This is a genomic window from Chitinophagaceae bacterium, assembly GCA_016713085.1.
GTDB lineage: Bacteria > Bacteroidota > Bacteroidia > Chitinophagales > Chitinophagaceae > Lacibacter.
This window is the reverse complement of sequence record JADJPV010000002.1, coordinates 1,623,115-1,647,496: the sequence shown is the minus strand read 5'-3', so window position 1 is coordinate 1,647,496 and position 24,382 is coordinate 1,623,115. Positions and strand designations below refer to the sequence as shown.

General features: G+C 39.7%; 19 protein-coding genes, 2 tRNA genes, 3 pseudogenes and 1 riboswitch. Of the genes and pseudogenes, 15 read left to right on the top strand and 9 right to left on the bottom strand.

What is annotated here, in order from left to right; all coding sequences use genetic code 11:
* Positions 1–389 precede the first annotated feature (389 nt).
* Positions 390–788, top strand: a complete 399-nt coding sequence (locus IPK31_20055; protein ID MBK8090018.1) for a hypothetical protein — start codon at positions 390–392, stop codon at positions 786–788.
* Positions 789–790: 2 nt separating this feature from the next.
* Positions 791–982, top strand: coding sequence for a hypothetical protein (locus IPK31_20050; GenBank protein MBK8090017.1), 192 nt, complete (start codon positions 791–793; stop codon positions 980–982).
* Between the two features lie 103 nt (positions 983–1,085).
* Here the strand turns inward: IPK31_20050 and IPK31_20045 are convergent.
* The 7 genes and pseudogenes from IPK31_20045 to IPK31_20015 form a co-directional block, all read right to left on the bottom strand.
* A pseudogene (locus IPK31_20045) lies at positions 1,086–3,959 on the bottom strand (type I restriction endonuclease subunit R).
* Positions 3,956–4,171, bottom strand: coding sequence for a restriction endonuclease subunit S (locus IPK31_20040; protein ID MBK8090016.1), 216 nt, complete (start codon positions 4,169–4,171; stop codon positions 3,956–3,958). The pseudogene IPK31_20045 and the gene IPK31_20040 overlap by 4 nt, the downstream one beginning before the upstream one ends.
* 28 nt (positions 4,172–4,199) lie before the next feature.
* Positions 4,200–4,700 carry a restriction endonuclease subunit S gene (locus IPK31_20035; protein ID MBK8090015.1) on the bottom strand — a complete coding sequence of 167 codons (501 nt, stop codon included), beginning with the start codon at positions 4,698–4,700 and terminating at the stop codon, positions 4,200–4,202.
* Between the two features lie 50 nt (positions 4,701–4,750).
* Entirely contained in the window at positions 4,751–5,095 is a 345-nt protein-coding gene (locus IPK31_20030; GenBank protein MBK8090014.1) for a hypothetical protein, read from the bottom strand.
* A 2-nt stretch (positions 5,096–5,097) separates the two neighbouring features.
* Positions 5,098–6,661 (bottom strand): annotated as a pseudogene (locus IPK31_20025) (type I restriction-modification system subunit M).
* 155 nt (positions 6,662–6,816) lie between these two features.
* Positions 6,817–7,479 carry a hypothetical protein gene (locus tag IPK31_20020; protein MBK8090013.1) on the bottom strand — a complete coding sequence of 221 codons (663 nt, stop codon included), beginning with the start codon at positions 7,477–7,479 and terminating at the stop codon, positions 6,817–6,819.
* A 77-nt stretch (positions 7,480–7,556) separates the two neighbouring features.
* Positions 7,557–8,561, bottom strand: coding sequence for an acyl-CoA reductase (locus tag IPK31_20015; GenBank protein MBK8090012.1), 1,005 nt, complete (start codon positions 8,559–8,561; stop codon positions 7,557–7,559).
* A 152-nt stretch (positions 8,562–8,713) separates the two neighbouring features.
* Here IPK31_20015 and IPK31_20010 point away from each other — a divergent pair, with 152 nt between their 5' ends.
* The 5 genes from IPK31_20010 to IPK31_19990 all read left to right on the top strand — a co-directional run bounded on the left by IPK31_20010 (position 8,714) and on the right by IPK31_19990 (position 12,363).
* Positions 8,714–9,061, top strand: coding sequence for a 4Fe-4S dicluster domain-containing protein (locus IPK31_20010; protein MBK8090011.1), 348 nt, complete (start codon positions 8,714–8,716; stop codon positions 9,059–9,061).
* Between the two features lie 349 nt (positions 9,062–9,410).
* A complete protein-coding gene (locus tag IPK31_20005) occupies positions 9,411–9,902 on the top strand; it encodes a DUF4440 domain-containing protein (GenBank protein MBK8090010.1) in 492 nt (163 codons plus the stop codon).
* Positions 9,903–10,182: 280 nt separating this feature from the next.
* A complete protein-coding gene (locus IPK31_20000) occupies positions 10,183–11,175 on the top strand; it encodes a D-alanine--D-alanine ligase (GenBank protein ID MBK8090009.1) in 993 nt (330 codons plus the stop codon).
* A gap of 37 nt (positions 11,176–11,212) precedes the next feature.
* On the top strand, positions 11,213–12,043 hold the full coding sequence (locus IPK31_19995; GenBank protein ID MBK8090008.1) for a PASTA domain-containing protein: 831 nt from the start codon (positions 11,213–11,215) through the stop codon (positions 12,041–12,043).
* 11 nt (positions 12,044–12,054) lie between these two features.
* Positions 12,055–12,363: a rhodanese-like domain-containing protein gene (locus IPK31_19990; GenBank protein MBK8090007.1), complete on the top strand. Its 309-nt coding sequence runs from the start codon at positions 12,055–12,057 to the stop codon at positions 12,361–12,363.
* A 295-nt stretch (positions 12,364–12,658) separates the two neighbouring features.
* Here the strand turns inward: IPK31_19990 and IPK31_19985 are convergent.
* A pseudogene (locus IPK31_19985) lies at positions 12,659–15,151 on the bottom strand (TonB-dependent receptor).
* Between the two features lie 61 nt (positions 15,152–15,212).
* Positions 15,213–15,320: riboswitch (TPP riboswitch) on the bottom strand.
* 103 nt (positions 15,321–15,423) lie between these two features.
* On the opposite strand from IPK31_19985, the gene IPK31_19980 reads away from it, so the two are divergent.
* The 7 genes from IPK31_19980 (at position 15,424) to IPK31_19950 (ending at position 20,045) form a co-directional block, all read left to right on the top strand.
* Positions 15,424–16,146, top strand: coding sequence for a DUF2807 domain-containing protein (locus tag IPK31_19980; GenBank protein ID MBK8090006.1), 723 nt, complete (start codon positions 15,424–15,426; stop codon positions 16,144–16,146).
* A gap of 23 nt (positions 16,147–16,169) precedes the next feature.
* Positions 16,170–16,904, top strand: a complete 735-nt coding sequence (locus IPK31_19975) for a DUF2807 domain-containing protein (protein ID MBK8090005.1) — start codon at positions 16,170–16,172, stop codon at positions 16,902–16,904.
* 95 nt (positions 16,905–16,999) lie between these two features.
* Positions 17,000–17,071: transfer RNA gene (locus IPK31_19970), tRNA-Met, on the top strand.
* A gap of 78 nt (positions 17,072–17,149) precedes the next feature.
* Positions 17,150–18,019: a GTPase Era gene (gene era / locus IPK31_19965; protein ID MBK8090004.1), complete on the top strand. Its 870-nt coding sequence runs from the start codon at positions 17,150–17,152 to the stop codon at positions 18,017–18,019.
* Positions 18,020–18,102: 83 nt separating this feature from the next.
* A complete protein-coding gene (gene der / locus IPK31_19960) occupies positions 18,103–19,413 on the top strand; it encodes a ribosome biogenesis GTPase Der (protein MBK8090003.1) in 1,311 nt (436 codons plus the stop codon).
* Between the two features lie 59 nt (positions 19,414–19,472).
* Complete coding sequence (locus tag IPK31_19955; GenBank protein ID MBK8090002.1) at positions 19,473–19,781, top strand: hypothetical protein; 309 nt, start codon at positions 19,473–19,475, stop codon at positions 19,779–19,781.
* 187 nt (positions 19,782–19,968) lie between these two features.
* Positions 19,969–20,045 (top strand) — tRNA-Ala (locus IPK31_19950).
* 196 nt (positions 20,046–20,241) lie between these two features.
* Here the strand turns inward: IPK31_19950 and IPK31_19945 are convergent.
* Positions 20,242–20,895 (bottom strand): Crp/Fnr family transcriptional regulator, encoded by a 654-nt coding sequence (locus tag IPK31_19945; protein ID MBK8090001.1) that lies wholly within the window; start codon positions 20,893–20,895, stop codon positions 20,242–20,244.
* Positions 20,896–21,272: 377 nt separating this feature from the next.
* On the opposite strand from IPK31_19945, the gene IPK31_19940 reads away from it, so the two are divergent.
* Positions 21,273–23,687 carry a T9SS type A sorting domain-containing protein gene (locus IPK31_19940; GenBank protein MBK8090000.1) on the top strand — a complete coding sequence of 805 codons (2,415 nt, stop codon included), beginning with the start codon at positions 21,273–21,275 and terminating at the stop codon, positions 23,685–23,687.
* Positions 23,688–24,382 lie beyond the last annotated feature (695 nt).

Below are 24,382 nucleotides of genomic sequence, written 5' to 3'. Positions count from 1 at the left end.
TACCTGCAGCAGCGAAATAAATGATGTTACCGGCAGCATAGTTTCATGGCATCAACTGTTGCATCGCACTCTTGTACGTTCCATATTTCAAGGCAACAGGCAAACCGGTCGGCACGCTGCAAGCGGTCTGAACGATTTGTTCAATGGGGGAAATGCGTAATCCTGTTCATATGTAACGAAGCCCGCCGCACTGCTATAATCCAAGCGGACAATCTGTTGATAATTATATGTAGCTGAAAGAGTAAAAACAAGTAACGTCTTAGCATCAAGTCGGCAGACCTGCGCAATAAGGGCATTAATACATGTGATCAAATTGCCGATTACAGGAAAATGATCGACTGATAAACCGGAGGAATTTTGTATCTTAAATAAAGAAATGAATGCACTGTATGGGGTTGAGTTTACATTATAATGGAAAGTTCGGCAATCCGGAATTGTTAATGCAAATGATTGACGAAGTGGAAGATATTGTCCGTATTTATAAATGGAAATATACAGTTCGCCATACCGAATTTCCAATAGGGAGCTTTCAAAACAAAGCGCATGATCATAAAGTATATGGAATAAGTTTTACTCCGCCAGACTGTGAAACCGTTTCAATCTGTTTTTTATCTAATGGCCGGATGAGTAGCTCTTCTCTTTTACAATTTTATGGCGACAGCACAGATAAAACCAGCAAGGAATGTTTATATATGCTTTCGGTAAAAACACAGTTTGCCGGCTGGCAAACACATTTGTTCATTGTTCACTTGTTAAAATATTTATCAGGCAAATATTTTCAGAGTTGAATGTGAGCGATGAAGGAGAATATTGGGAAACAGGCAATGAAGAAATTTTAAAACAAAACTTTAGCCGCTATAATAACTTACTGAATAGTGTTTCTACAGCTTTTGAAACCTTTCCTGTGAATGAAGGCGAAACGATGGACAACTATATTCAACGGATGATGGAATTTGTGAGTAAGAAATTACCGGACGATTAAGGTAAGAGTTGCCAACCTTTAAAGGTTGGCAACTCTATGAGGTTGGCAACCCTGCTTATTCATTTGTTTTTAAGGAGACTTGTATGGAAGAAAGGATTCTCTTTTACGCCACCATCCCCATTTCAAATACTTCTACAAACTCCTTCATCTTGAAAATAATCCTTTCACCAATTGCACGAGCCTGTAATATGCTGGGTCGGTTTCCTATACATTTAAATACATCGTCACGTAAAGGGTCTTGACCGCTGAAGATGTATGCCTCTATCAATGCTTTAACCTGTTCTTTATCTAAATGCTTTTCATTACACAGCTTCTCTAAAGCCAATACCTTTTGTTCCTGCCAGTATTTTTCAAACTCATCCTGTATGTTGTCGGCATCATCAATAAGCGGTAAGTTCTCTAAAATAAATTTCTCAATCAGTTCACGTTTGCTTCTTAATTCAATATCGCCACCTAACAAATCCATAATGGCTTTTTCTGTTGTTGTGCTTCACTGGCTTTTGCCTGCTTCAGTTTTGCCAATAGCTTAATGATATAAGCTACATTGATCAAATCCCTGTGTATAAGTTCTAACTCAAAATCAATATCATCAAGGATAGAAGTTTTTTCTTTTTGATTTTCACTTTTCACCTTTTGATATAGATCCAAATACTTGCTTTGTAGTTTTCAAAAGTTTGTTCATCTATGCCCAAACCTTCCCAGCTAAAATCGGTGTAAGATTCCAATACATTTTTTGCACGCAGCAAGGCTCTGAATGCCTGGATGAATGCCAGTTCATCATCTTCAGTTAACAAGTCATCAACGCTTTGCCATGTGGGTGTAATGGAAAGTAAAGCTTTAAGAGCTTCATCAAATTTTGCGGCAATTACATGATAAGGTGGTAAAATAATTTCTTCGATGGCTTCTTTATTACTAAAAAGCGTAATGGCATCATCTGTTGCCTTTTTTAAATTGCGGAAGCATAAAATATTGCCCTGCGATTTTTGTTCTCCTAAAATGCGGTTAGTTCTTGAGTAAGCTTGTATAATGCCGTGATGTTTCAGGTTCCGGTCTACATAAAGTGTGTTAACCTTCTTGGCATCAAAGCCGGTAAGGAACATACTTACCACCAGTAAAATATCCAACCGATCCTCATCTTTAGCAGTTTCTTTTTCTCTTTCTTTTAATCGTTTGCTGATGTCTTTAAAATAATTTTCAAATGCCTGGCCGTCCTTTGTTGAAAAACTACAACCGTACATTTGATTGTAATCAGCTATGCATTTTTCTAATTTATCTCTTGTGTGACTTGACAAATAAACAACCTTTGCTTCTGCTGCCATTGTTAGCTCTTCTTCATCGCCCGGTAAATAATCCTGTGCATCTTCATCTTCTTCATTGGTGCCGTAAGTGAAAATGGTTGCAATACGCAGATCATGTTCGCCTGCTTCTTTTTTCTTTTGCAGGATGTCATAGTATTTTATAGCGTTGGCAATACTGCTTACGGCAAATATGGCGGAGTAATCTTTGTTGAATGTTTTTTGCCCGTGATAGGCAATGATATAATCGGCAATTTTGCCAGGCGCTTTTCATCATTAAACACTTCTGTTTTATCAATGTCTTCTACTTCAATATCAATAAAGGTGTTGCCTTTTTGTTTGTATTTACCAATGTACTCAATACCAAAGCGCAATACATTCTGATCCCTGATAGCATCGGTGATCACATATTTATGCAAACAGGTACCAAACAGGTCTTTGGTGGTGCGTTTGCCCAAATCATTTTTGCTGGCGTTGGCTGCAAAGATGGGTGTGCCTGTAAAGCCAAACAATTGTGCTTTTCTAAAGTACTCAGTAATTCTTGCATGTGTATCTCCAAACTGCGAACGGTGACACTCATCAAAAATGAAAACGATCTTTTTATCTTTTAAATGCCCCAGTTTGCTTTCGTAATGATGTTTGCTGATGGCATTGTTCAGTTTCTGAATGGTAGTAAGCACCAGTTTGGTATCATCGGTTAATTGTTTTACCAGCGAGGCGGTATTATCCGTTACATCCACACTGTCTTTTTTAAAAGCGTTGAACTCCTGCATCGTTTGGTAATCCAGGTCTTTTCTGTCTACCACAAAAACCACTTTGTGTACCTCCGGCAATTCCATAATAACCTGGCTGGCTTTAAAGGAAGCAAGGGTTTTGCCCGAACCCGTAGTATGCCAGATATAGCCGTTATCATTACCTATTTTAACCTGGTTGATGATGGCCTCTGTTGCAAAATACTGGTACGGCCGCAGCACCATCATATTCTTAAAGGTTTCGTTCATTACCACGTAATGCGAAATCATTTTTCCTAAATGATCAGGATTTAAAAACGCATAGGCAAACTCCGTAAGGCCGGTTATATTTTTATTGTTGGCATCCGCCCAGTAAAAGGTTTGTTTTACAGATTGCAACCTGTTATTGGCTAAATATTTTGTGTTTACGCCATTGCTGATTACAAACAACTGCACATACTGAAACAAACCGTGATTGCTCCAGAAAGAATGACGCTGGTAACGGTTGATCTGATTGAAAGCTTCTTTGATTTCTATCCCACTTCGTTTGAGTTCTATTTGCACAAGCGGCAACCCGTTTGCCAAAATGGTAACATCGTAACGGTTCATAAAGGAACCCTGTACCTGCACCTGGTTGGTAACCTGGTATTTGTTTTTGCTCCAATCTTCGTTATTAAAGAAGCGTACATACAAAGAAGTGCCGTCTTCTTTATTAAGCACAAAACGATCTCTTAATGTTTTGGCCTTATCAAATACATTGCCTTTTGCTAAGTGATTTAAAATGGCATCAAATTCTTTGGCAGTAAATGTTGTGTTATTAAATGTTTCTAATTGTGTTTTGAGATTGGAAACAAAAGCATCACCATCATGGATATTTACAGACTCATAACCTAAACTAACGAGTTGCCTGATTAAATTAGCTTCCAGTATGGCTTCGCTTTGATGACTCATACAAACATTTTCTGCAACAAGCCTTTTTTAAAGGATTGGGTTTGGGTTATTTGATTATTTACGATTTCTATTTTGTTATCGACACTGAATAAATAATTGGCAATCTTTTTTTGTTCCTCTTTTGAAGGGAATGGCAATTTTATTTCGGAGAAATATTTATAACTTATCATTTTACCATCTCTGATACCTTCCAAATTCTTTTGTAATTGCATTATATATCCTGGAGTTTTAAAATAGTATTTATAAAAGTCCCCTTATTATAAAATCACCAACCTGTACTACCTTATAACTTGCAATGCTGCTATCAGTAACTGTCATTTGATAGTTAATCATTTCTCTCGGTATTGCACCTTGGTCTTGGGTAATCGCAAGTATTGGTAAATCAGAATTATGTTTCTTATCAGATATACTATCAAATAATTTATTACCACCAACTAAGTCCCACTTCGGAAATACCTTTCCCTTCTCATCTTTAAACCTCAATTTACCCAAGAAGAGTTGTTGCATCACCCCTTTTTTGTATTTCTCCAGCAATTCTTTTTTGCGGGTAAGCTGTAGTATCTTTTCATCAACCGCTGATAAGAAAGATGCTATTTTCTGTTGTTCTGGAAGAGAGGGCAAGGAATAATAAACTGAGGATAGTTCTTTCATATTTAGAACTGGTTGGGCTCCACCAACTTGATTTAAAAAAATCAGCTTGTCAATTTTCTTTTCAAGAAAAAATTGACATACTTTGAACAACTAAGTTTTTTATGCTAATTCGTGCAACAGACCGTGATATGTTTGAATTATCAGATATTCTGGAACCACTGCGAGCTTTCAACATTACCTCCAACTACTGTTATTATAATGTCATCTTTTATTACTCTTGATCTTTGATAAGGTTTATCTATAGCTTTTGAAACTTTATACATTGTTCTAACGTCATTCCACCCAGTAGAATAGTCTTGACTTCTAATCATTATAACGCCATTTGGATCATATTCGCCAGGCTGAACAATACCATAAGTGATTTTTTTATCATCGTTTAATAAATCTGAAATTGATTTAGTTATAACCTGGTTATTTTCAAATCCCTTAAATCTCAATTTAGGAACAAGTGTTTCTTTCTTATGTAAAATTTTAGTTGCTCCCATAATTAAAACGGCGTATCAATTCCCAATTCCCTGCAATATTTTGCAATACTGGCATCAGTGGTTCGTATTTCTTTTTCTAAGTTCTTTAATTCTTTTGATACTATTTTTAAATTCACGGCTTCTTCTTCTTCAAAAGTATCTACATACCGGGGTATGTTCAGGTTATAATCGTTTTCGGCAATTTCGCTTAACAGGGCCACATGGCTGTATTTGTCTTCATCTTTTCGTGTTTTATAAGCTGTAATAATTTTATTAATGTCGGCAGGCCGCAATATATTTTGTGTTTTTACTTTTTCATAATGCTGGCTGGCATCAATAAACAATACATTGCCGCTGTGCTCTCTTTTTTTCTTCAATACTAAAATGCAGGTAGGTATGCCGGTGCCATAAAAAATATTGGCAGGCAAACCTATAACGACATCCAACTGGTTTTTATCTTTTATTAAGTACTCCCGTATATGTCCTTCGGCACCGCCTCTAAATAAAACACCATGCGGCAATACACAGGCCATGGTGCCGTTACCGGCCAACTGATGTATCATGTGTTGCACAAAAGCAAAGTCGGCCGTGCCTTTGGGAGCTAAACGGCCATAAGGTGCATAGCGGTCATCGCTCATAAACAAAGGGCTGGCGCTCCACTCTGCACTAAAAGGCGGGTTGGCTACAATGGCTTCAAAGCGCTTGTCAATATGTTGCGGTCGCTCCAGGGTATCTTCATTTTTAATGTCAAACTTTTTGTAATGCACATCATGCATGATCATGTTCATGCGGCAGAGGTTGTAAGTGGTAGGGTTACTTTCCTGTCCGTAAAATGCAGCTACTTCTTTTACTTCTTTGGCAACACGCAGCAATAAAGAACCGGAGCCGCAGGTTGGGTCGTACACACTTTTTAGTTTAGTTTTGCCAATGGTTACCAAACGCGCCAATACACTACTTACTGGTTGTGGTGTATAAAACTCGCCAGCTTTTTTACCTGCACCGCTGGCAAACTTACCAATCAGGTATTCGTAAGCATCGCCCAATACATCGCTTTCGGTATTTTTTAAATCAAAATCAATTTCGCTTAAATGAGAAAGTACTTTTACAATGAGTTCGTTTTTTTGCGGTTTCGGTTTTGCCAAGTTTGCTGCTTGTTAAATCTAGGTCTTCAAACAGGTTTCCAAAATCTTCCTCGCTTTCGTTGCCCATGGTGCTTTGCTCAATGGCGGTAAGTACTTTAGATAAATCATCTAAAATAAATTTGCTTTTGCCTTCGGCATTGCCCCGGCGGGCCAGTTCGTTAAATAGTTCGGATGGTTTTAAGAAGTAGCCGAGTTTATCCAGTGCTTCTTCTTTAACGGCTGCCAGTAATTCTTTTTTGTCTTTATGTTTTTCTACCTGGTCGTAAGTTATTTTATCGGGCTTTAAAACAGTGTTGGCATAAGCCTCCATTTTTTCGCTCAGGTATTTGTAAAAGATAAAGCCCAGTATATAATCCCTGAAATCATCTGCATCCATTTTACCACGAAGGGTATCGGCTATTTTCCAGAGTTGTTGTTCGAGTTGTTGTTTTTTATCGTCGGCCATTATTCTACAATCTATTATTAAGTATTGACAATTGAAGTTGGTAGCCAAATATACAACAGCATACATTTAGTTGAATAGAATTACCGAATGATAAAAGCCCGCCTGACCGGACAGGTGGTTGCCAACCTTCAAGGTTGGCAACCCTGGTGCCCCGATTAATCTTCAATCGCTGCGTTGGATTCTTCGTAGTACTGAATCATGCTTTTATGTGCTTCAATAAAGCGGTCCTTATTTCCGAACCATGTAAGCACCTCATTGCGCAGCAAACGAGTAGGAGATGCTGATACCATTGTTTGCCAGGAGGACCATTGCCAGCCTGTAAAATCTTTTACCAGTTTATGTTTGAGCGGATTGGCATGAATGTAAATAATGGCTTGCGTAAAATGAGTTTCTTTTTCCAGCTTTAACCGTTTAAATGGTTTGTAAAACAGGTTGCCCTTCCTGTTATGCTGTTTATTAAATGCAAGTGAATAAGACTGAAAGAAACGTTTAAAACATTGTTCTGTCAGTTCGCTGAGATTGATTTGCTGATCTGTGAATTTCTTTTCGGTAGGTGTAAGTTCTTTCAGTTCTTTACTTTTCAGATATGCCTGAATATTTTCCACCGATTTTATCTTAATCAAAAAGTGAAAATGATTGGGTAATAAACACCAGCAAAAAGTATCAGCAAATGAGGAAAGGTATTGATCATACTTTCTGAGAAAGAAGCGCCTATTCTCATCACTCAGAAACAATTTTTCTTTGTTGTTGGTTCGGTTGTACACATGATACATACAACCTTCCTCAAAGTCGGCCAGGTATTTTTCAGGAATAGGCATTCAACAAAATAATCATTTTTGTGAAGTGTTCATAGGGTTGCCAACCTTTTAGGGTTAGGGTCAGGGTTGCCAACCTTTCAAAGGTTGGCAACCCTTTTCAAAAACGCCATCACATCAACTCCATCTGCATAATCCATCAGCGATGGTTGCTGTGCCTGCCCAAATGGTAATCCGCCAGCACCAACAATTGCCTGGATTTCTTCTTTGGTTTTGAGTTCGGTTTGCAGTGCAGTAAAATCGGTATAAAAATCGTAATGCAGTGTGCCAATGGGCGAGAAGGGGTTGGGATTTTTTACGAGTACAATGCAATCGTTGGTCATGTAATAAATATTATTCATGAGGTAGATGGCGAGCTGGTAATCGTAATTATTGCGGTACTTATGATGATCGAACATCCACTGGTATTTACGTAATGCGCCAAGCAGGGGAACAAAATCATAATCGGCGGGTGTATAAATCTGTGTTACGTTGCGGCAGCCGAGACCAAAGTAAGTCATGATATCATCGGCGAGTAAGGTTAGTTCGTTTGCTGTTTCTTTACCGGTGAGGATGGCAACAGAGGTTCTGTTTTTACGGATAACGGAAGGGTAGCGGCCAAAATAATAATCGAAATAACGTGCACTGTTATTGCTGCCGGTGGCAATATAAGCATCGCAGCCTTTGAGCATGGCTGCAAAGCTTACGTGGTTCTTCATGTCTGGGTTCCACTCAATCATTTTATCAACGAGATGTTTGAGCAGGAACTGATCTTTACTGCTTAGTTTGATGAGTTGTTTGTGCCCGCTGATGAACACACATAAAAAATCATGAAAGCCCACTAAGGGAATATTGCCGGCCATGATGATGCCAACTGTTTTGGGAATAATGTTATCATCGAGATGATAGTGGTCAGTCCACTGCAATAATTTTTGTTTGTCTAAAAATTCAGTGGCAATGGTTTTTGCAGCGAGTTGAGTGTACTGATGGGTGAACCAGTTGTTGTGCTGTAAGGATTTTTCCTGAATATTTTGCCAACCTTCGTCAGTACTGGAAATATATTGTTGAAGTTGTTGTAAAATTTCTACTCTTTCTTGTAAGTTCATTCAACTGTTTATTTTACATTTGAGCAGCAAAGTAACTGAATAAGGTACGGGCTGTGCAGATAAGGAGGAGAAAGTTAACAACGGGCCCGCAGTACGGATTATAACGATTGACTTACTGACAATTCAAGATAAAATCCTAAAAATTAAAGATCATGGCTATTAAAATTACAGAAGAATGTATCAACTGCGGGGCCTGCGAACCTGAGTGTCCCAACAATGCTATTTATGAAGGCGGGGTAGAATGGGCCGTTGCCGATGGAACTGCCGTAAAAGGAAGTTTTACATTGATTGACGGAACAAGTGTAGATGCAGATGCAAAGAATGCACCTCTTGCAATGGATGTTTATTATATTACTCCCAACAAATGCACCGAGTGCCAGGGTTTTCATGAAGAACCACAGTGCGCCAGTGTTTGTCCGGTTGATTGCTGCGTACCTGATGAAGCGTATGTGGAAACAGTGGATACGCTGATGGCAAGAAAGGCTGTGTTGCACGGGTAAGACCCCAACCTGAGTTTGCCTGAGTTGTGTCGGATAATCCGACTTCGCCAAGGCTGAGTCGGATGAAAAAGGTGCATAAGTATTTGAATCATTTGTTGACGAAACAATCTGCTTTGAGTAACTTAACAGCAGATATTGTAAAGAAACATTTTTTTCACGATGGATGAGTTCCCGTAAGGATGATTCCAGAATACGGCGGGTGATATTTCCCGTTAAGAAAAAGGTGAAGGCTTGAAAACCTTCACCTTGCTTTTTTTATACAGGTCTGTAAATTCGGGAGCTGTGAAATTGCTCATAATGTACGGGCTTCCCCTCTCTGAAATAAACCCTGAATCATTATCTTGCATACATGCGGAAGAATTTACTTTTTTTGTTGACAGCTGCATTACTGTTTACGGGTTGCGGTTTTTTTGAGGAGAAACCTGTTGATCTGTTGGTTGAGAAAAAGGACCCGGATACTGAAATGGCCATGCAGGAAATGGTGGATACAGATATTGCTTTTTCGGAAGCGAGTGCAAAGGAGGGGATGAAGAATGCGTTTCTTTATTATGTGGCAGATGATGCAGTGCTGCTACGCCCGGGTTATTTACCGATTGTGGAAGGAGATGTGATTCAGTTTTTAAAAGCACAGGAGGATACTTCGTTTACCATGACATGGGTGCCGAAGGGTGCTGATATGTCGGTGGCACATGATCTTGGATATACGTATGGTGTTTATACCGTAAAGACAAAGGATACAACGATGCAGGGAACTTATTTATCGATCTGGAGAAAACAGAAGGATGGGAAGTGGAAGTTTGTGGTGGATACGGGGAATCAGGGGGTTGGGGAAGGCAAATAGGCAACGAGGCAGAGGCAAAGGCAAAGAGGGAAGACAAAGGCAGGGCTAAGAGTTGAAAGGAGGGGAAAGAGGGAAAGGAGTGAAGGCAACGAGGCAGAAGCAAAGAGGGAGAACAAAGGCAAATAGGGAATACAGAGGCAAAGAGTGGGGAAAGGCAGGGCTAAGAGTTCGAAGGAGGGTCCTTCGACTATCGCTCAGGATGACAAAGAAGAGAAAAAGAGGGAGAAAAGCGGCATTGTTTTGGAAGAGAGAAGAACATTCGATTTTTATACACAACCATATGCAGAAAAATATTGCCCTTGTTACGGGCGGGTACAGCGGTGAGGCGGTGATCTCTTACAAAAGCGCCAAAACCATTTACAGTCATTTAGACAAACAGAAATACAATGTATTCTTAATTGATATTTCCAAAGAGGGTTGGACGTATACAGATGCTCATGATCATAAACAGATCGTTGATAAAAACGATTTCACGGTAAAGGTGGATGGAGAGAAGGTTCATTTTGATTGTGTGTTTATTGGTATGCACGGCACTCCCGGTGAGGATGGAAAACTGCAGGGCTATTTTGATGTACTGGGTCTTCCTTATACTTCCTGCAGTGCGGCAACTTCTGCAATTACTTTTAATAAACGGTATACAGTAGCAGTGGCTGCTTTTGCCGGTATCAATGTGGCAAAGAGTGTACACCTGTTCGAACATCAGCCGGTTGATGCAAACAGTATCCATTTAAAATTTCCTGTGTTTGTAAAACCAAATAACGGCGGCAGCAGTATTGGAATGAGCAAGGTGAGCAAACAGGAAGATCTTGCAGCAGCCATTGATAAAGCATTTGTTGAAGATGACCAGGTGCTGGTGGAAGAAATGATTAAGGGCCGTGAGTTTACGATTGGTGTGTTTAAAAGCAAGGGCGAAATTATTGCGATGCCGATGACGGAAGTAAAAGCTGACCCTGATATGGAGTTTTTTGATTTTGTGGCGAAGTATCATGGCAAGAGTACAGAAATCACTCCTGCTGAAGCAAGTGATGAAATTTATCAGAAGGTAAGTGCGGCGGCCAAGAAGGTATATGCAGTTTTTAACTGCGGTGGTGTGATACGGATCGACTTCATTTACAATGAAGAAAAGAATGAACCGTTTATGTTAGAGATCAATACTATTCCGGGGCAAACGGATGCCAGTATTGTTCCGCAGCAGGTGAGGGCCATGGGCTGGGAACTGGAAGAGTTTTATTCAGCATTGGTGGAAGAGGCATTGGCAAAACATTCATCTTAATATTATTACCGATATTCGGCAACCAAATTCAATTTCCGTGTTTCAATCAATTACAAGTCGTTCTTTTTTGTTAAACCTGCTCATTGCTATTGCATTGGGACTGGCTATTTTCTTTATCTTTTTCCTGCTGCTGGATAAGATTACACAGCACGGGGATTATATTAAAGTGCCCGAAATCAAAGGAAAAAATATTGAAGAGGCAAAGAAATTACTGGAGTCGCAGGGCTTCCAGGTGCAGGTACAGGATAGTGTGTATTTCGACAGCTTACCAAAACTTTCTGTTGTAAAACAATCACCTGCTCCCAATGAAATGGTGAAGGTGAACCGTACTGTTTATTTAACGGTGAACCGTTCAGAAGCACCGCTGGTGGCGATACCCAACTTTGTTGGTCAAACCTACCGCAGCGTTTTGTTACAGTTGAATACATTGGGATTGAAGTTCGGCGATACTACTTCCCGTCCCGATTTTGCAGTTGGGTCCGTACTTGAACAACTATACAATGGAAATACAATTGTGCCGGGAACAAGAATCCCGATGGGAAGCCGCATCAGTTTTGTATTGGGCGGAGGTATTAAGCAACATGAAATGCTGGTACCTGATTTACTGGGAATGACCTTTGCAGAAGCGAAAGTATTTTTAGAAAGTAATGAACTGTTGCTGGGTGCGGTGATTGTGGATGGTCCGGTGGGAGATAGCTCTGGTGCATTTGTGATCAGGCAAAGTCCGGCAAGAAGGGATGATGAAGGAAGACCAATCCGCATTCGTGGAGGTCAGCTGATGGATCTGTACATCAGTATGGATAAATCGAAGATGGATACTACACAAAGACCCAAAGCGGTGATGCCGAAAACAGAAAATGAATACTAAAACTATCAATCATGCGAACAATAACTGTTGAAGAATTAAAGGCAAGAATCGATGCTGGCGAACAATTGAATATTGTAGATGTCCGTGAACCAAATGAACATGAAGAATTTAATATCGGGGGCATCCTTCATCCGTTGGGAAATATCCGCAATATGGATGTGGAAGTCATTGAAAATTTAAAAGACCAGGAAGTGATTTTCTATTGCCGCAGTGGTAACCGCAGCGGACAGGCCTGTATGTTTGCAGAAACATTGGGTTTTGAAAATGTAGTGAATGTAACGGGCGGGATGCTTGCGTGGAGAGAGAAGTTCGGAGGGTAGTTTCAACACAGAGGAGTGGAGGAAAGAAGAAACACAGAGAAGAAAATAGTTTTGGTGAGGCTTGAAGAAGTGCTCACTTTTTTATGTTGTGATGTCCCGTAGGGACGGTACCGAGTAATAAACTAATAAGAAGCATGAAACGTTCCGAAGGAACGTGTGATGCTTTCATTAATGATTCAACCTATGAGATGTACCTACGGCACATGGTTTCACGCAGAGGAGAGGAGGAAAGGAGAAATACAAGGAAAATATATAAAGAGGTGATCGAATGAATTCGATCACCTCTTTTCTTTTATCAGAGTTTTATATTGATACCGGCGAGGAAATTTATTCCGGCCATGGGATAATAAAAATTCTCGGTGATGGTTTGTGCACCATAGATATAGCTGAAGGTATAGCCATTGGTTTCGTACAGTTCATTAAACACATTGTTGAGCTGGAATGTCAAATTAATTTCTTTAATTCTTTTTAAATGGATGCCATATTGCAGCCGTAAATCGGTCACAAATGGTATACCGTAATTCCCATATTGATATTGTTGTCCGGTGTTTAAGCTTAAGTTAGGCTGCTTGTCACGTGAACTATATGGATCAATACTTCTTTTTACATCTCCTGTGTTATCCAGAAATTGGCGTGATACATATTTGTTAAGTAAGCTGATCTCCATATTCTTAAAAGGAATAAAGTTAAGCGTAAGTCCAGCAACTGCAGCAGGCGAGAAGGAAAGTGGTGTAGAAGTAAATTTATTTTCCTGCTGTCCGCCATTATCATAATCATCAACAAATTCTGTAAAGTTGAGGATGCGGTTTCTGCTCAGCGTTAGATTACCGCTTGCATTAAACCAGCTGATGGGTTTTATACCTGCCTGTAATTCCACACCCGCACGATAGCTTTTTGGAACATTGATACGATTGTAAGCACCAACGTCATTAACCTTTCCGGTAAGGACAAGTTGATTGTTATAATGCATGTAGTAACCCGTAACGCTCCAGTTATACATTTCTTTAGGCTGTTCAATATTTAATTCAAGATCGTATACTGTTTCGTGTTTTGGTTGTTGGTTTACACCTGCTTCAAAATCTTCACGGTTGGGTTCTTTATTTCCAACACTATCGGATATAAAACCAAGTCATCCTTTACTATCCGCCTAAGACAATCCAACTTTCGGGTTAAAGAAATTGAATTGGTTATCGAGTTTCAGGGTTGGTGTTTTACGGAAGCCATTAATGGTATATGTTACAGAACGGAACTGCAGATCTGCAAATGCTTCCCATCTTGTTGCAATGCGGCGCTGGTATTTTGTATAGATGTTGAAATCATTTTTAAATGCATTCAAATCATACCATTTATAATCTTTGGGTACAGATACTTCACTCCAGATGATTTTTCCATAGTGCAAACCTTTGTAACGGGTATATGCTCCGCCAATGGTTAGCTGGTCCTTGTCTTTTTTGTATTGAGCAGAAAAGGTGGTTCCGTAAAACCAGTTGTTGAGCCAGAGCTGACGGATGATGTCTGCATCAACTGCACTGCTTAGTCCATAATCGCCGAGGTCTTCCTTGTATTTGTATTCTTCATAATAACCACGGCCTCTTGTTAAGAAGAAAGCCGCATTGAAATTCCAGGCTTTGTTCAGTTCATGATTGAAGAATAACTGGTAATGATCCTGCTGGTAATTATCGGTTTGATTTTTATAAGTGAATACATTGTAGGTTCTGTTATTATTATTATCAAACAGGTTCAGTGAATCTGCTGTTGTTGGATAACTGTTGTTCCAGTAATGCTCCATGAGCTTTGCATCGTTGCGATGCAATTTATATTCAGGAATACCATTCCATGACTGGTAGGTTTTTTCTTTACCGGTGATGGCATTAAAACGGATGGATGTTTTATTGTTGATATAAGCAGTTGAGAAATACAATGAACTGAGCTTCGATGCGCCTCTGTCGATAAATCCATCACTGTTGATAAATGATAATCTTGCATCAACGGTAAAATGATTGCCCATCAAACCGCTTCCTGCTTTAATGGTTTGCCTCCATGTGTTAAAACTGCCGAAGCCATTGTTCAGTTCTGCATAAGGCTTATCGTTAAACTCATTGGTGCTGAGATTTAATGTGGCACCAAATGCACCTGCACCATTGGAAGATGTACCAACCCCTCTCTGGATCTGGATAGAACTTACCGAAGAAGAGAAATCAGGAAGGTTCACAAAAAACAATCCCTGGCTTTCCGGATCATTGTAAGGAATGCCATTCAATGTCATGTTGATCCTTGTTGCATCAGTACCACGGATGCGGATACCGGTGTAACCAATTCCGTTTCCTGCATCAGAATTTACCACCACGGATGGAGTTTGATTGACAATGAAGGGAAGGTCCTGCCCGAGGTTTACTTTCTCAATTTCTTTTTTGTTGAGATTGGTTTTGCTGAAGGGCATACGGTCGCCTGCACGGATGGCGGTTACTTCAATGGGTTTTAAAAACAGCTTATGCTGTTCCAGTGAAAAACTGAGAGTTGTTTCTTTGTCGGATACGACAAATACCTGTTCCCATGTTTTGTACCCTACGCTGCTGATGCGGATCCGGTAGGTTCCTTTTTTTGATAGTCCGGTATTGAATACTCCGGCACTGTTGGTTTGCGTAACTGCAGTTTGATTGATTTCTACAGTTGCATTTTCAAGCGGAGAATTGGTTGCTCCGTCGTTGACTTTTCCGCTCAGTTTGTACTGAGCCACTGAAATTTGTTGTGATACAATCACCAACATTCCCAGCATCAATTTTTTCATCATCATTTACACTTTTTACAGTTAAAAATTGAGTCGGAAATGCTGCGAAACGAAAAGAGGGGAAATATAGAACCTCCTTCCCTGCGCAGGCATTACCCTGATCAGGTTCTACGGGTTTGATCTCAGCTCTCCTGCGGTTGGCAGGAGTTTAGCACCCCGGGGAATCTGTGTCAAAACCGGCATTCACCGCTTTTTGACGGGTCAAAGGTAAATTGTTTTAGGATACCTGTAACATTCTGCTTTGGTGAGCCGTATCATACAAAACGAATATTATGCAGAAATTGATGTTCACCCTTATCGCTATGTCTTTTTTCCTGCTGGCAAAGGCCCAGGAAACCAAAATTGAAGATCCGAATGCTGAAACAAGGACGGTGAAGCCATTCCGTTCCATTAAAGTAACCGACGGGATTGACTTGTATCTTACCCAGTCAAATGAAGATAAAGTGGTGGTAAGTGCCTCCAGAGATGAATACCGCTCCCGCCTGAAAACAGAAGTGGAAGATGGCCAGTTGAAAATTTATTATGATCGTGAATCTTTCAGCGACTGGACAAGCACCGGCAAAAAACTCAAAGTATATATCTCTTTCAAAACTCTGGATAAACTTACTGCCCATGCCGGAAGCTCTGTGAAAGTGGAGGGTGTAATAAAGGAAGAAGTGCTTAGTCTCTATCTTCAATCGGGTGCCGATTTTAAAGGGAAGGTTGAAGCAGGTAAACTGATTGTTGAATCAGAAAGTGGTGCGAAGGTTTCAGTGTCGGGTTCAGTTGGAACATTTAATGTGCATGCCAACAGTGGAGGCAGAGTGGAAGCATATACTTTGTCTGCCGGTAAAGCAGATATCCGTTCGACCACAGGTGCCAAAATAGAAGTAACAGTGAACGATGAAATGAAATTATATTCATCCACCGGCGGAAGTATTTATTATAAAGGCACAGCAAAGATCAGTGAAGTGGGAACTAATGTTGGTTCTATCATCCGCCGTAAAGACGATTAATCTTAACATCAAAACATATACACATGAAAAAAATAATCTTATCATTTGTTGTACTGGTTGCTGTATTCAGCATTGTATCTGCACAGGATGTAACAGTGATCAACGATAAAAATGCACAGGCAAGAACAGTGGGCAGTTTCCACGGTATTAAAGTGTCGAATGCATTTGATGTCATCATTCAGCAGGGGAGCAGTGAAGGTGTTGTAGTAAGTGCCAGCGAAGAAAAATTCCGCAGCCGTATTAAAACCGAAGTGATCAATGGTGTTCTCCGTATTTCTTACGATAATGATAATAAAGTATGGAAATGGAGCAGTGAAAACAGGAAACTGAAAGCCTATATTTCAGTAAAGAATCTTGATTATATTGAAGCTTCCGGTGCATGTGATGTAAAAGTGGATGGTGTACTGAAAGGCAGTAAACTGAAACTAGAATTAAGCGGTGCTTCCAGTTTAAAAGGCGAATTGAATTATACTGATCTTGTGGTGGATCAAAGCGGTGCATCAGATGCAAATATCAAAGGAAGTGTAACCAATCTTACTATTGAAGTAAGTGGTGCCAGTGATTTTAAAGGATTCGACCTTGTAACTGAAAATTGTAAAGCCGAAGCTTCCGGCGCATCTGATATCAGGATTACTGTTAATAAAGATCTGCGTGCAAATGCAAGCGGGGCAAGTGATATAGAATATAAAGGATCAGCCATGATCAGTGATTTTAAAACAAGTGGTGCTTCCAGTTTAAAGAAAAGAAATTCAAAATAAGTTTCATACTTGATGATGAGCAGAGAGGCAGAATAAAAGTTCTGCCTCTTTGTTTTGGGTGCAATGCTATTTACCCTTACTTTTGCCGTCCATTCCGCGAAGTAGAGCAGCGGTAGCTCGTCGGGCTCATAACCCGAAGGTCGGGAGTTCGATCCTCCCCTTCGCAACAAAGTCCCGCCTCTGGCGGGATTTTCTTTTTAAGTTAATAGCGTGTAGCTTGCAGCTTACAGCAAGCAGCTTCTTTTATGAAAGTTGGATTTGTAAACATATTTGGTAAACCCAATGCAGGCAAAAGCACTTTGCTGAATGCTCTGTTGGGAGAAAAATTAGCCATTGTTTCACCAAAGGTGCAAACAACCAGGCATCGTATTAAAGGGATTCTTACTACTAAGGAATACCAGATTATATTTTCTGATACGCCCGGTATCATTGATCCCAAGTACAAACTGCAGGAAAAAATGATGGGCAGTGTTAAGAGTGCACTGGAAGATGCTGATGTGGCGTTACTGTTACTCGACATCAAAGACAACTGGCAGGAAAATGATGAGTTATTTGCATCACTGAAGTTAAAAGTTCCTACAGTTGTTGTACTGAATAAGATTGACCTGGTTGATACAGCGAAGCTGGCTGAAGCCAAGGCTTTTTTTGAAGCAAGGCCTTATTGCAAACAGGTAATCACCATCACTGCTTTATCAGGTATCAATATCAAAGCATTTATCAAACCTATTCTCGACCTGCTTCCTGAAGGCGAGCCTTTCTTTGAAGAAGATCAGCTAACGGATCTGAGCACCCGTTTTTTTGTAGCCGAACTGGTTCGTGAAAAAATATTTGATCTCTTCAGTGATGAGATCCCTTATCATACCACCGTAGTTGTTACTGCTTTTGAACAAAAAACATCCTTAATTAAGATTTCAGCTGAAATTATTGTACAGCGTGAAAGCCAGAAAGGTATTTTGCTGGGCACAAAGGGTGAAATGATCAAGAAACTCGGCAGCCTTGCAAGGGTTGAAATTGAGAAGTTTGTGGATTCAAAAGTGTTCCTTGAACTCTTCGTGAAAGTAAGACCCAAGTGGCGTGATAGTGACATGTTTTTAAAGGAATACGGTTACAATTAAGAGGGCATCGTGACGCCCGGATTGAGATAGACCGGTCTTCTTACTGTTTAATTCAGTACCTTCGCCAACTTTATAATTTTATTATGGCAGGTTTTACCGTTGCAATTGTGGGCAGACCCAATGTGGGAAAAAGTACATTCTTCAATCGATTATTGCAGGAGCGTAAAGCTATTGTGGATGATGAAAGCGGGGTTACCCGTGACCGCCAGTATGGTGTGGCCGACTGGAATGGAAAGTCGTTTAATATCATTGATACGGGTGGATTTGTTCCCGACAGCAAAGATATTTTTGAAACAGAGATCCGTAAACAGGTGAAAATAGCTTTGGATGAAGCAAATGCAGTTGTGTTTATGTGCGATGCTGCAACAGGAGTTACTGACCTTGACGAAGCAATGACCGATGTATTGCGCCGTTCCACCAAACCGGTTTTTCTGGCGATTAACAAAGTAGATAATCATGAACGCCTGCTGGAAGCAAGTGAATTTTATACGCTTGGTTTCGACAAGATTTTTTTTCTCAGCAGTATGTCTGGTAGCGGCACTGGTGAATTATTAGATGGAATTGCAGAGTTGATTCCTGCTGACCAGGAAGATGAAGTTGAATCAACAATTCCAAAGATTGCGATTATTGGTCAGCCGAATGTTGGTAAATCATCTTTGTTGAATTCTTTACTTGGTGAAGAAAGAACCATTGTAAGTGATATTGCAGGTACAACAAGAGATACGATTCATACAAAGTATAAACTGTTTGGTAAGGATTTTATTCTCATTGATACAGCCGGGATACGCCGTAAAACAAAAGTGAATGAAGATCTGGAGTTTTATTCTGTGATCCGTGCCATCCGTGCACTGGATGAAGCAGATGTTTGTTTGCTCATTATTGATGCAGAGAAAGGAATTTCCCAACAAGATTTGAATATTTATTCTTTAGCAGTAAAGAAAGGAAAGGGGATTGTGATGCTGGTGAACAAGTGGGACTTGATTGTAAAAGAAACCAACACTGCCCGTGATTACGAAAAGGAATTAAAGAACCGTCTTCTTCCGTTTAATGATATTCCGATCCTGTTTATTTCTGCAACTGAAAAAACAAGAATCATGCAGGCTATTGAAGCTGCCTTGCAGGTTGTTGATAACAGGCAACGTAAAATTGCAACCTCTGAATTAAATGAAGCGGTGCAGAAATCGATCCAGGCTTTCCATCCGCCGGTTGTAAGAGGCGTACCTGTGAGTATTAAGTATGTAACACAGTTGCCAACGCCGGTTCCATCGTTTTCATTTTTCTGTAACCACCCGGATGATGTAAAACAACCTTATAAGAATTACCTGGAAAATCAGCTGCGTAAAGCATTTGATTTTACCGGAACATCCATGCGGTTATTTTTCAGAAAAAAATAACAACTGTATCCTGATTTATTTCCGGCGATTACTAATTTCACAGTTCAAAAAAATAACAAATGAAAAAATTATTCATCGTTCTATTGTTAGCGTCTTTCTTTATTGCCTGCAATAACGAAGCAGAAAATAAAACCGATAACCAAAAGGTAGAATCTTCAGAAGCCGCTGAAGCAGCTGATACATCCAATGCAATTGACAAAGCACAGGAAAAAGCAAATGAGATTGTGGATACCCTGCAAAGCAAGGGAAACAAAATAGGCGACACCCTTCAGAAAAAAGTGATTGAACCGGTTAAGAAAGATGTGAAGAAAGCTGGTGAAAAATTAAAAGAAAAGGTGAATGAGATTGAAGAAAAAATAAAACAATAAGAGATTACGAAGGCCGCCTGAACAGCGGCCTTTTTACATTGAAAATGTTTTTGCTGCATTCAGCTGTACGATTATCTTTGCCATCCTTTACGGGTCACTCTCCCGATAGCTATCGGGATGGATAGACGGTCCTGCTTATAAGCAGGAAGTTTGTCGGTTCTGAGAAGGATAAATTGAAATGATAAATGGGGGGTTAGCTCAGTTGGCTAGAGCGCTTGCATGGCATGCAAGAGGTCGTCGGTTCGACCCCGATACTCTCCACCAGCAATGGACAATTCTGAATTTTTAAGAGTTGTCCATTTTTGTTTTCTTCTGTCAGCTAACAGCATTGTATAAAAGGAGTGTCAATGAAATCTACAGAAAATAATCTTCCATTCTGCTTGATAGTTGTTCATATGGATAAACAGGGAAGTTTATTTCAATAAGGTGAAAACTCTTTGATACCTGTTCCGGTGTTTTTTTAAGCAAGTGTTTTACGGATACGACTGAGTGTTTCAGGCTTAATACCTGAAAGTGAAGCAATATGTTTCACCGCAAAGGAATTGAAAATGTCAGGAAAAGAGTTATACAGGTAGTCGAGTTTCTCCTTACTGTTCATATAAAGCATACTGGTAAGTTTTTTTTGATAGTAAAGAGATTTGTCATTTAAACTATAGAGCAGATGCAGATAAGAAGGGTTTAACTCTGACTGCATAATCTGCTCAAAGCGATCTTTTTTCAATACCAGCATTTTCGTTTTCTGGCAGGTTTCCATAAAAATATCAGACGGTTGGTTTTTCAGGAATGAAGTAACAGATGTTGCAATATTCCCTTCATTTGAGAGAAGAAACACCTGCTCATAATTGTCAACTGTATAAGTGAAAATTCTTGTTGAACCGCTGATGATAAAAAAAAGCGAATTACAGGAATCGCCCTTCCTGATTAACTGAGTACCTTTTTTAAATTCAATGTATTCATAGGAGCTTCTTAAATGTGCTTTCATATCGTCTATACGGGGAAATCCCAGAAAATAATATAGTTTCTCAAGTTGTGTGAAACCAAAGTCAATCGTATTATTATGTGAGCCTGCATGGAACTTATCGTTACTGTACTGTTCAAAAAAAAGATTCATCATGCTGCAAATATATTGCGGGAATTTATCTGACTATCAGGTCAGGGTCAGGACGATTTTTTAATTTACAAAGTTGCAGTTGTTTCAAAATAATGACAAAAGTCATGAAATAGATTCTTAGCCACTTTGCCTGCAACCGATATGAATCTATTCAGGTCTTTAAGCTTTACAATTCCCGCCAGGGAGTGATTCAACCCAATGGAAATCCAACCAAAATATTCATGATTGAAAATCAGTAAAGTGCAAAAACAGGGGATTGCCCTGATTGACGGACCAGATATTTATAAACCTTATCATCAGTTTTTTTGCAACGTACAACTGAATTGTTGCAGCGTTCCTGTATAAGCCAGGATATTAAATTAAATTTTAAATCGTACAACATGAAACAAAATTTTACCCAATTTCTAACGCTGGGATTTTCTCAAATGAGCCGTAAGAATTCAGAGCACCTGCTTTCAGGAACCAAGGCTGGAAATTGCAATCAGTCAAATGTGTGCAGCCAGAAAAAGGTTATTGTAAAAGCAAAGACGAACATCAGTACACTTGTGAAAATGCTGCTTGTATTGTGTTTAACAGGCATGAGTTTTAAACCGGTTTTTGCCGCCACCGGCCGCATAGGAATGTCGGCAACTATGTGTAAGGGAACTTCTGTGGTATTCCCTCTTAATAATCTGGCTAAAGCCGGTAATAGCAATTATCCGGCACCCTTTTTTGCTTTGTCACTTTATCTGCATAATGGCGCTTTATATTTATTAGTGCCGGCCGCCGATCCTATATACAGTCTGGTAGATACAGATGGTAATGGAACTGCTGATGCTTTAAGGGTGCAAATGAATAATGCATCATCTTTTACTGGGAATGTGATGCTGCGTATTAATACAGGAGATGGCAACAATAACGCAGTTGTATTTGATTTGCTTTTAACTGTTGTTGACTGCACTGCAATGAATAGTGGTTTGAATCTTGATTATGGTGACGCTCCGGATATCCCCGGTGGAGCAAGTACAGGAGCTGGTAATTATAATACACTGGATGCTGACAATGGGCCAAGACATCTTTTCAACAATGAATTATACCTCGGCAATTCTGCACCGGATGCTGATCCGGGAACTCTTCAATCTGTTGCAGCGCAGGAAGATGATATCAGCAATACAGGTTCAACTGATGATGAAGACGGTGTTAGTGTGTTTCCGGTTATATCTACAACTTCAACCAGCGTTTCTTTTACAGTTAGTGTGTTTAATAATACCGGTGCAGACGCAACGCTGGCATGCTGGTTTGATTTTAACCGTGATGGTGATTTTCTTGATGCCGGTGAAATAACTTCTGTTACAGTTCCCCCAAGCGCTTTACAACAAACTGCCAGTGTAACATTTACTGGATTTACAACGCCGGTTGCAGGAATAAGCTATTTGCGTTGCAGAATAGCGGTGAACTCATCTGAAGTGTCAGCTCCTACAGGACTGGCATCAACAGGTGAAGTAGAAGATGTAGCCGTTAACATACTTGCAAATATCAGTGGGTATGTTTATAATGATGCAAACGGGTTAACTGATCTTACCGTAAACGGTACAGGAACGAATGTTGGCGGGTCTATCTATGCGCATTTATTTTCTACCGGAATAGAAATTGCTAAGTTTGATGTTTTAGCAAATGGAAAGTATGAATTTTTAAATCTTACAGCAGGTGCTTACACCGTTCTGATTAACAATTCTCCTTCGCCCTCTTCCGGTACAACATTACCTCAGGGCTGGATCAATACCGGCGAAAACATAGGAGTATCTGAGGGAAATGATTTAACAGTAAATGGAACAGTGAACCCTGTAATAATCACTACAGCAGATATTACGGATGTTAATTTTGGAATAGAAAAATTACCGGAAAGTATCACACAGTCATATACAATTTCACAACCCGCAGCAGGAGCTTTGATTTCATTAAATGGTTCCGGTTCTGCAGGCAGTCCCGGTCCATTAACAGGAAATGATTTTGAGGATTTATATACGACTGCTTTTCTCATTGGGAAGACAGTACAGATAACAACGGTTCCTTCAAATGCAGATTTACTGTATGATGGAATTAAATTGAGTAATGGGGATATCATCAGCAATTATAATCCAGCATTATTATCTGTTAAATTAACCAGTGCAACCGTTGGGGCACTCAGCACAAGTTTTACATATGCTTATAGAGATGCTGCAGGAGCAGTTGATAATACTCCGGCAACCTATACAATCAATTGGGCAATTGCATTACCGGTAACACTGAAATTATTTACTGTTCAGGTGAATTCAGATTGTTCAGCTATCATGTTAAAGTGGAGCACAGCAGCAGAACAGAACAGTAAACAATTCCTGGTAGAGCGAAGCAGTAATGGAAGAGACTGGAAAGTGATCGGCAATGTTGCTGCTTCCGGTAACAGCAGTTCCGAAATGAACTATCAGTATGCTGATGCATCAGTGACTGCAGGTAACTACCTCTATCGCTTACGCATGGTTGATGTTGACATGCAGGAAAAAATCAGTGAAATTGTGAGTGTAAACTTTAACTGTTTTAAAGTGCAATATTCTGTTTACCCTGTTGCTGTTCGTGATATGCTTACTGTAGAGCTGAAAGGTAAAGGGCTTAAGCAACTTTTGATTTATAATAGTATGGGGCAGATTATAAAATCTGAAACAGTTAATGGAGCTTCTGTTTTGCAAATTAATACGAATAACTGGAGCAATGGGATATATGAAGCAGCAATTATACAGGATAACAGGAAAATATATACAAAACGGATCATTAAGCAATAGAGATGGAAATCTGCAGAAAACCGTTTCAATTGCGCTCATTAATTCACTAGTGCAATACGCATTAATCAGTAGTAATTTTTCATGGATTAATAAGGTACAGGTTTGATGGAACGCCTGCTATTTCCATAGCGGGCTATTTTAAACAGTATAAGTATTGTCGTCAGTTGCTTTTTAAAATTTAGCAGTCATATATATAATGCTATAAGAAAAACTATCCGGAGAAAACCTGAAATTAGAAGTTAAGCCAGTTGTTTCAACAGCCGGCTTTTACGTTTTAATTCACCAGAGGTTGTTTTTTTTACGGACTGCAACTTTTTCAGCAGTACAGTCGTCTTTACCGTTAAGGCTTGATGAATTGTGTAAAATATTCTGGCAGTTACCTGGCTTTTGTTTGCAGGTGGGCAACGGGTTGCGAAAGTGGCCCGTTTATTTGCATGCAGTAAATTTTATATGTACTGAACAACCGGACAATCAACATCAGGCAGTTATTGTTCGATTGTAACAGGATTGGACAGATAACAGAGATATTTGCAATGAAGTGCAGACCAATTAAGACACCATATATAGTTTAATCCGTATTAAAAATACTCAGATGAAACCGTTTCAGTACAACTGAAGAAAACCTGCTGTTTGCAAAAAAAAAGTACAGGTTTAATGGTTAACAGTAACATCATCAGACAAGCTTATGAATGACG

Coding starts and splice junctions, on each gene's coding strand:
- IPK31_19990 (MBK8090007.1), top strand. CDS start 12,055: ATGCGAACAATAACTGTTGAAGAATTAAAGGCAAGAATCGATGCTGGC.
- IPK31_20000 (MBK8090009.1), top strand. CDS start 10,183: ATGCAGAAAAATATTGCCCTTGTTACGGGCGGGTACAGCGGTGAGGCG.
- IPK31_20055 (MBK8090018.1), top strand. CDS start 390: ATGGGGTTGAGTTTACATTATAATGGAAAGTTCGGCAATCCGGAATTG.
- IPK31_19955 (MBK8090002.1), top strand. CDS start 19,473: ATGAAAAAATTATTCATCGTTCTATTGTTAGCGTCTTTCTTTATTGCC.
- IPK31_19975 (MBK8090005.1), top strand. CDS start 16,170: ATGAAAAAAATAATCTTATCATTTGTTGTACTGGTTGCTGTATTCAGC.
- IPK31_19980 (MBK8090006.1), top strand. CDS start 15,424: ATGCAGAAATTGATGTTCACCCTTATCGCTATGTCTTTTTTCCTGCTG.
- IPK31_19940 (MBK8090000.1), top strand. CDS start 21,273: ATGAAACAAAATTTTACCCAATTTCTAACGCTGGGATTTTCTCAAATG.
- IPK31_20020 (MBK8090013.1), bottom strand. CDS start 7,479: ATGCCTATTCCTGAAAAATACCTGGCCGACTTTGAGGAAGGTTGTATG.
- IPK31_20030 (MBK8090014.1), bottom strand. CDS start 5,095: ATGGGAGCAACTAAAATTTTACATAAGAAAGAAACACTTGTTCCTAAA.
- IPK31_20010 (MBK8090011.1), top strand. CDS start 8,714: ATGGCTATTAAAATTACAGAAGAATGTATCAACTGCGGGGCCTGCGAA.
- IPK31_20005 (MBK8090010.1), top strand. CDS start 9,411: ATGCGGAAGAATTTACTTTTTTTGTTGACAGCTGCATTACTGTTTACG.
- IPK31_20015 (MBK8090012.1), bottom strand. CDS start 8,561: ATGAACTTACAAGAAAGAGTAGAAATTTTACAACAACTTCAACAATAT.
- der (MBK8090003.1), top strand. CDS start 18,103: ATGGCAGGTTTTACCGTTGCAATTGTGGGCAGACCCAATGTGGGAAAA.
- IPK31_19945 (MBK8090001.1), bottom strand. CDS start 20,895: ATGATGAATCTTTTTTTTGAACAGTACAGTAACGATAAGTTCCATGCA.
- IPK31_20040 (MBK8090016.1), bottom strand. CDS start 4,171: ATGCAATTACAAAAGAATTTGGAAGGTATCAGAGATGGTAAAATGATA.
- era (MBK8090004.1), top strand. CDS start 17,150: ATGAAAGTTGGATTTGTAAACATATTTGGTAAACCCAATGCAGGCAAA.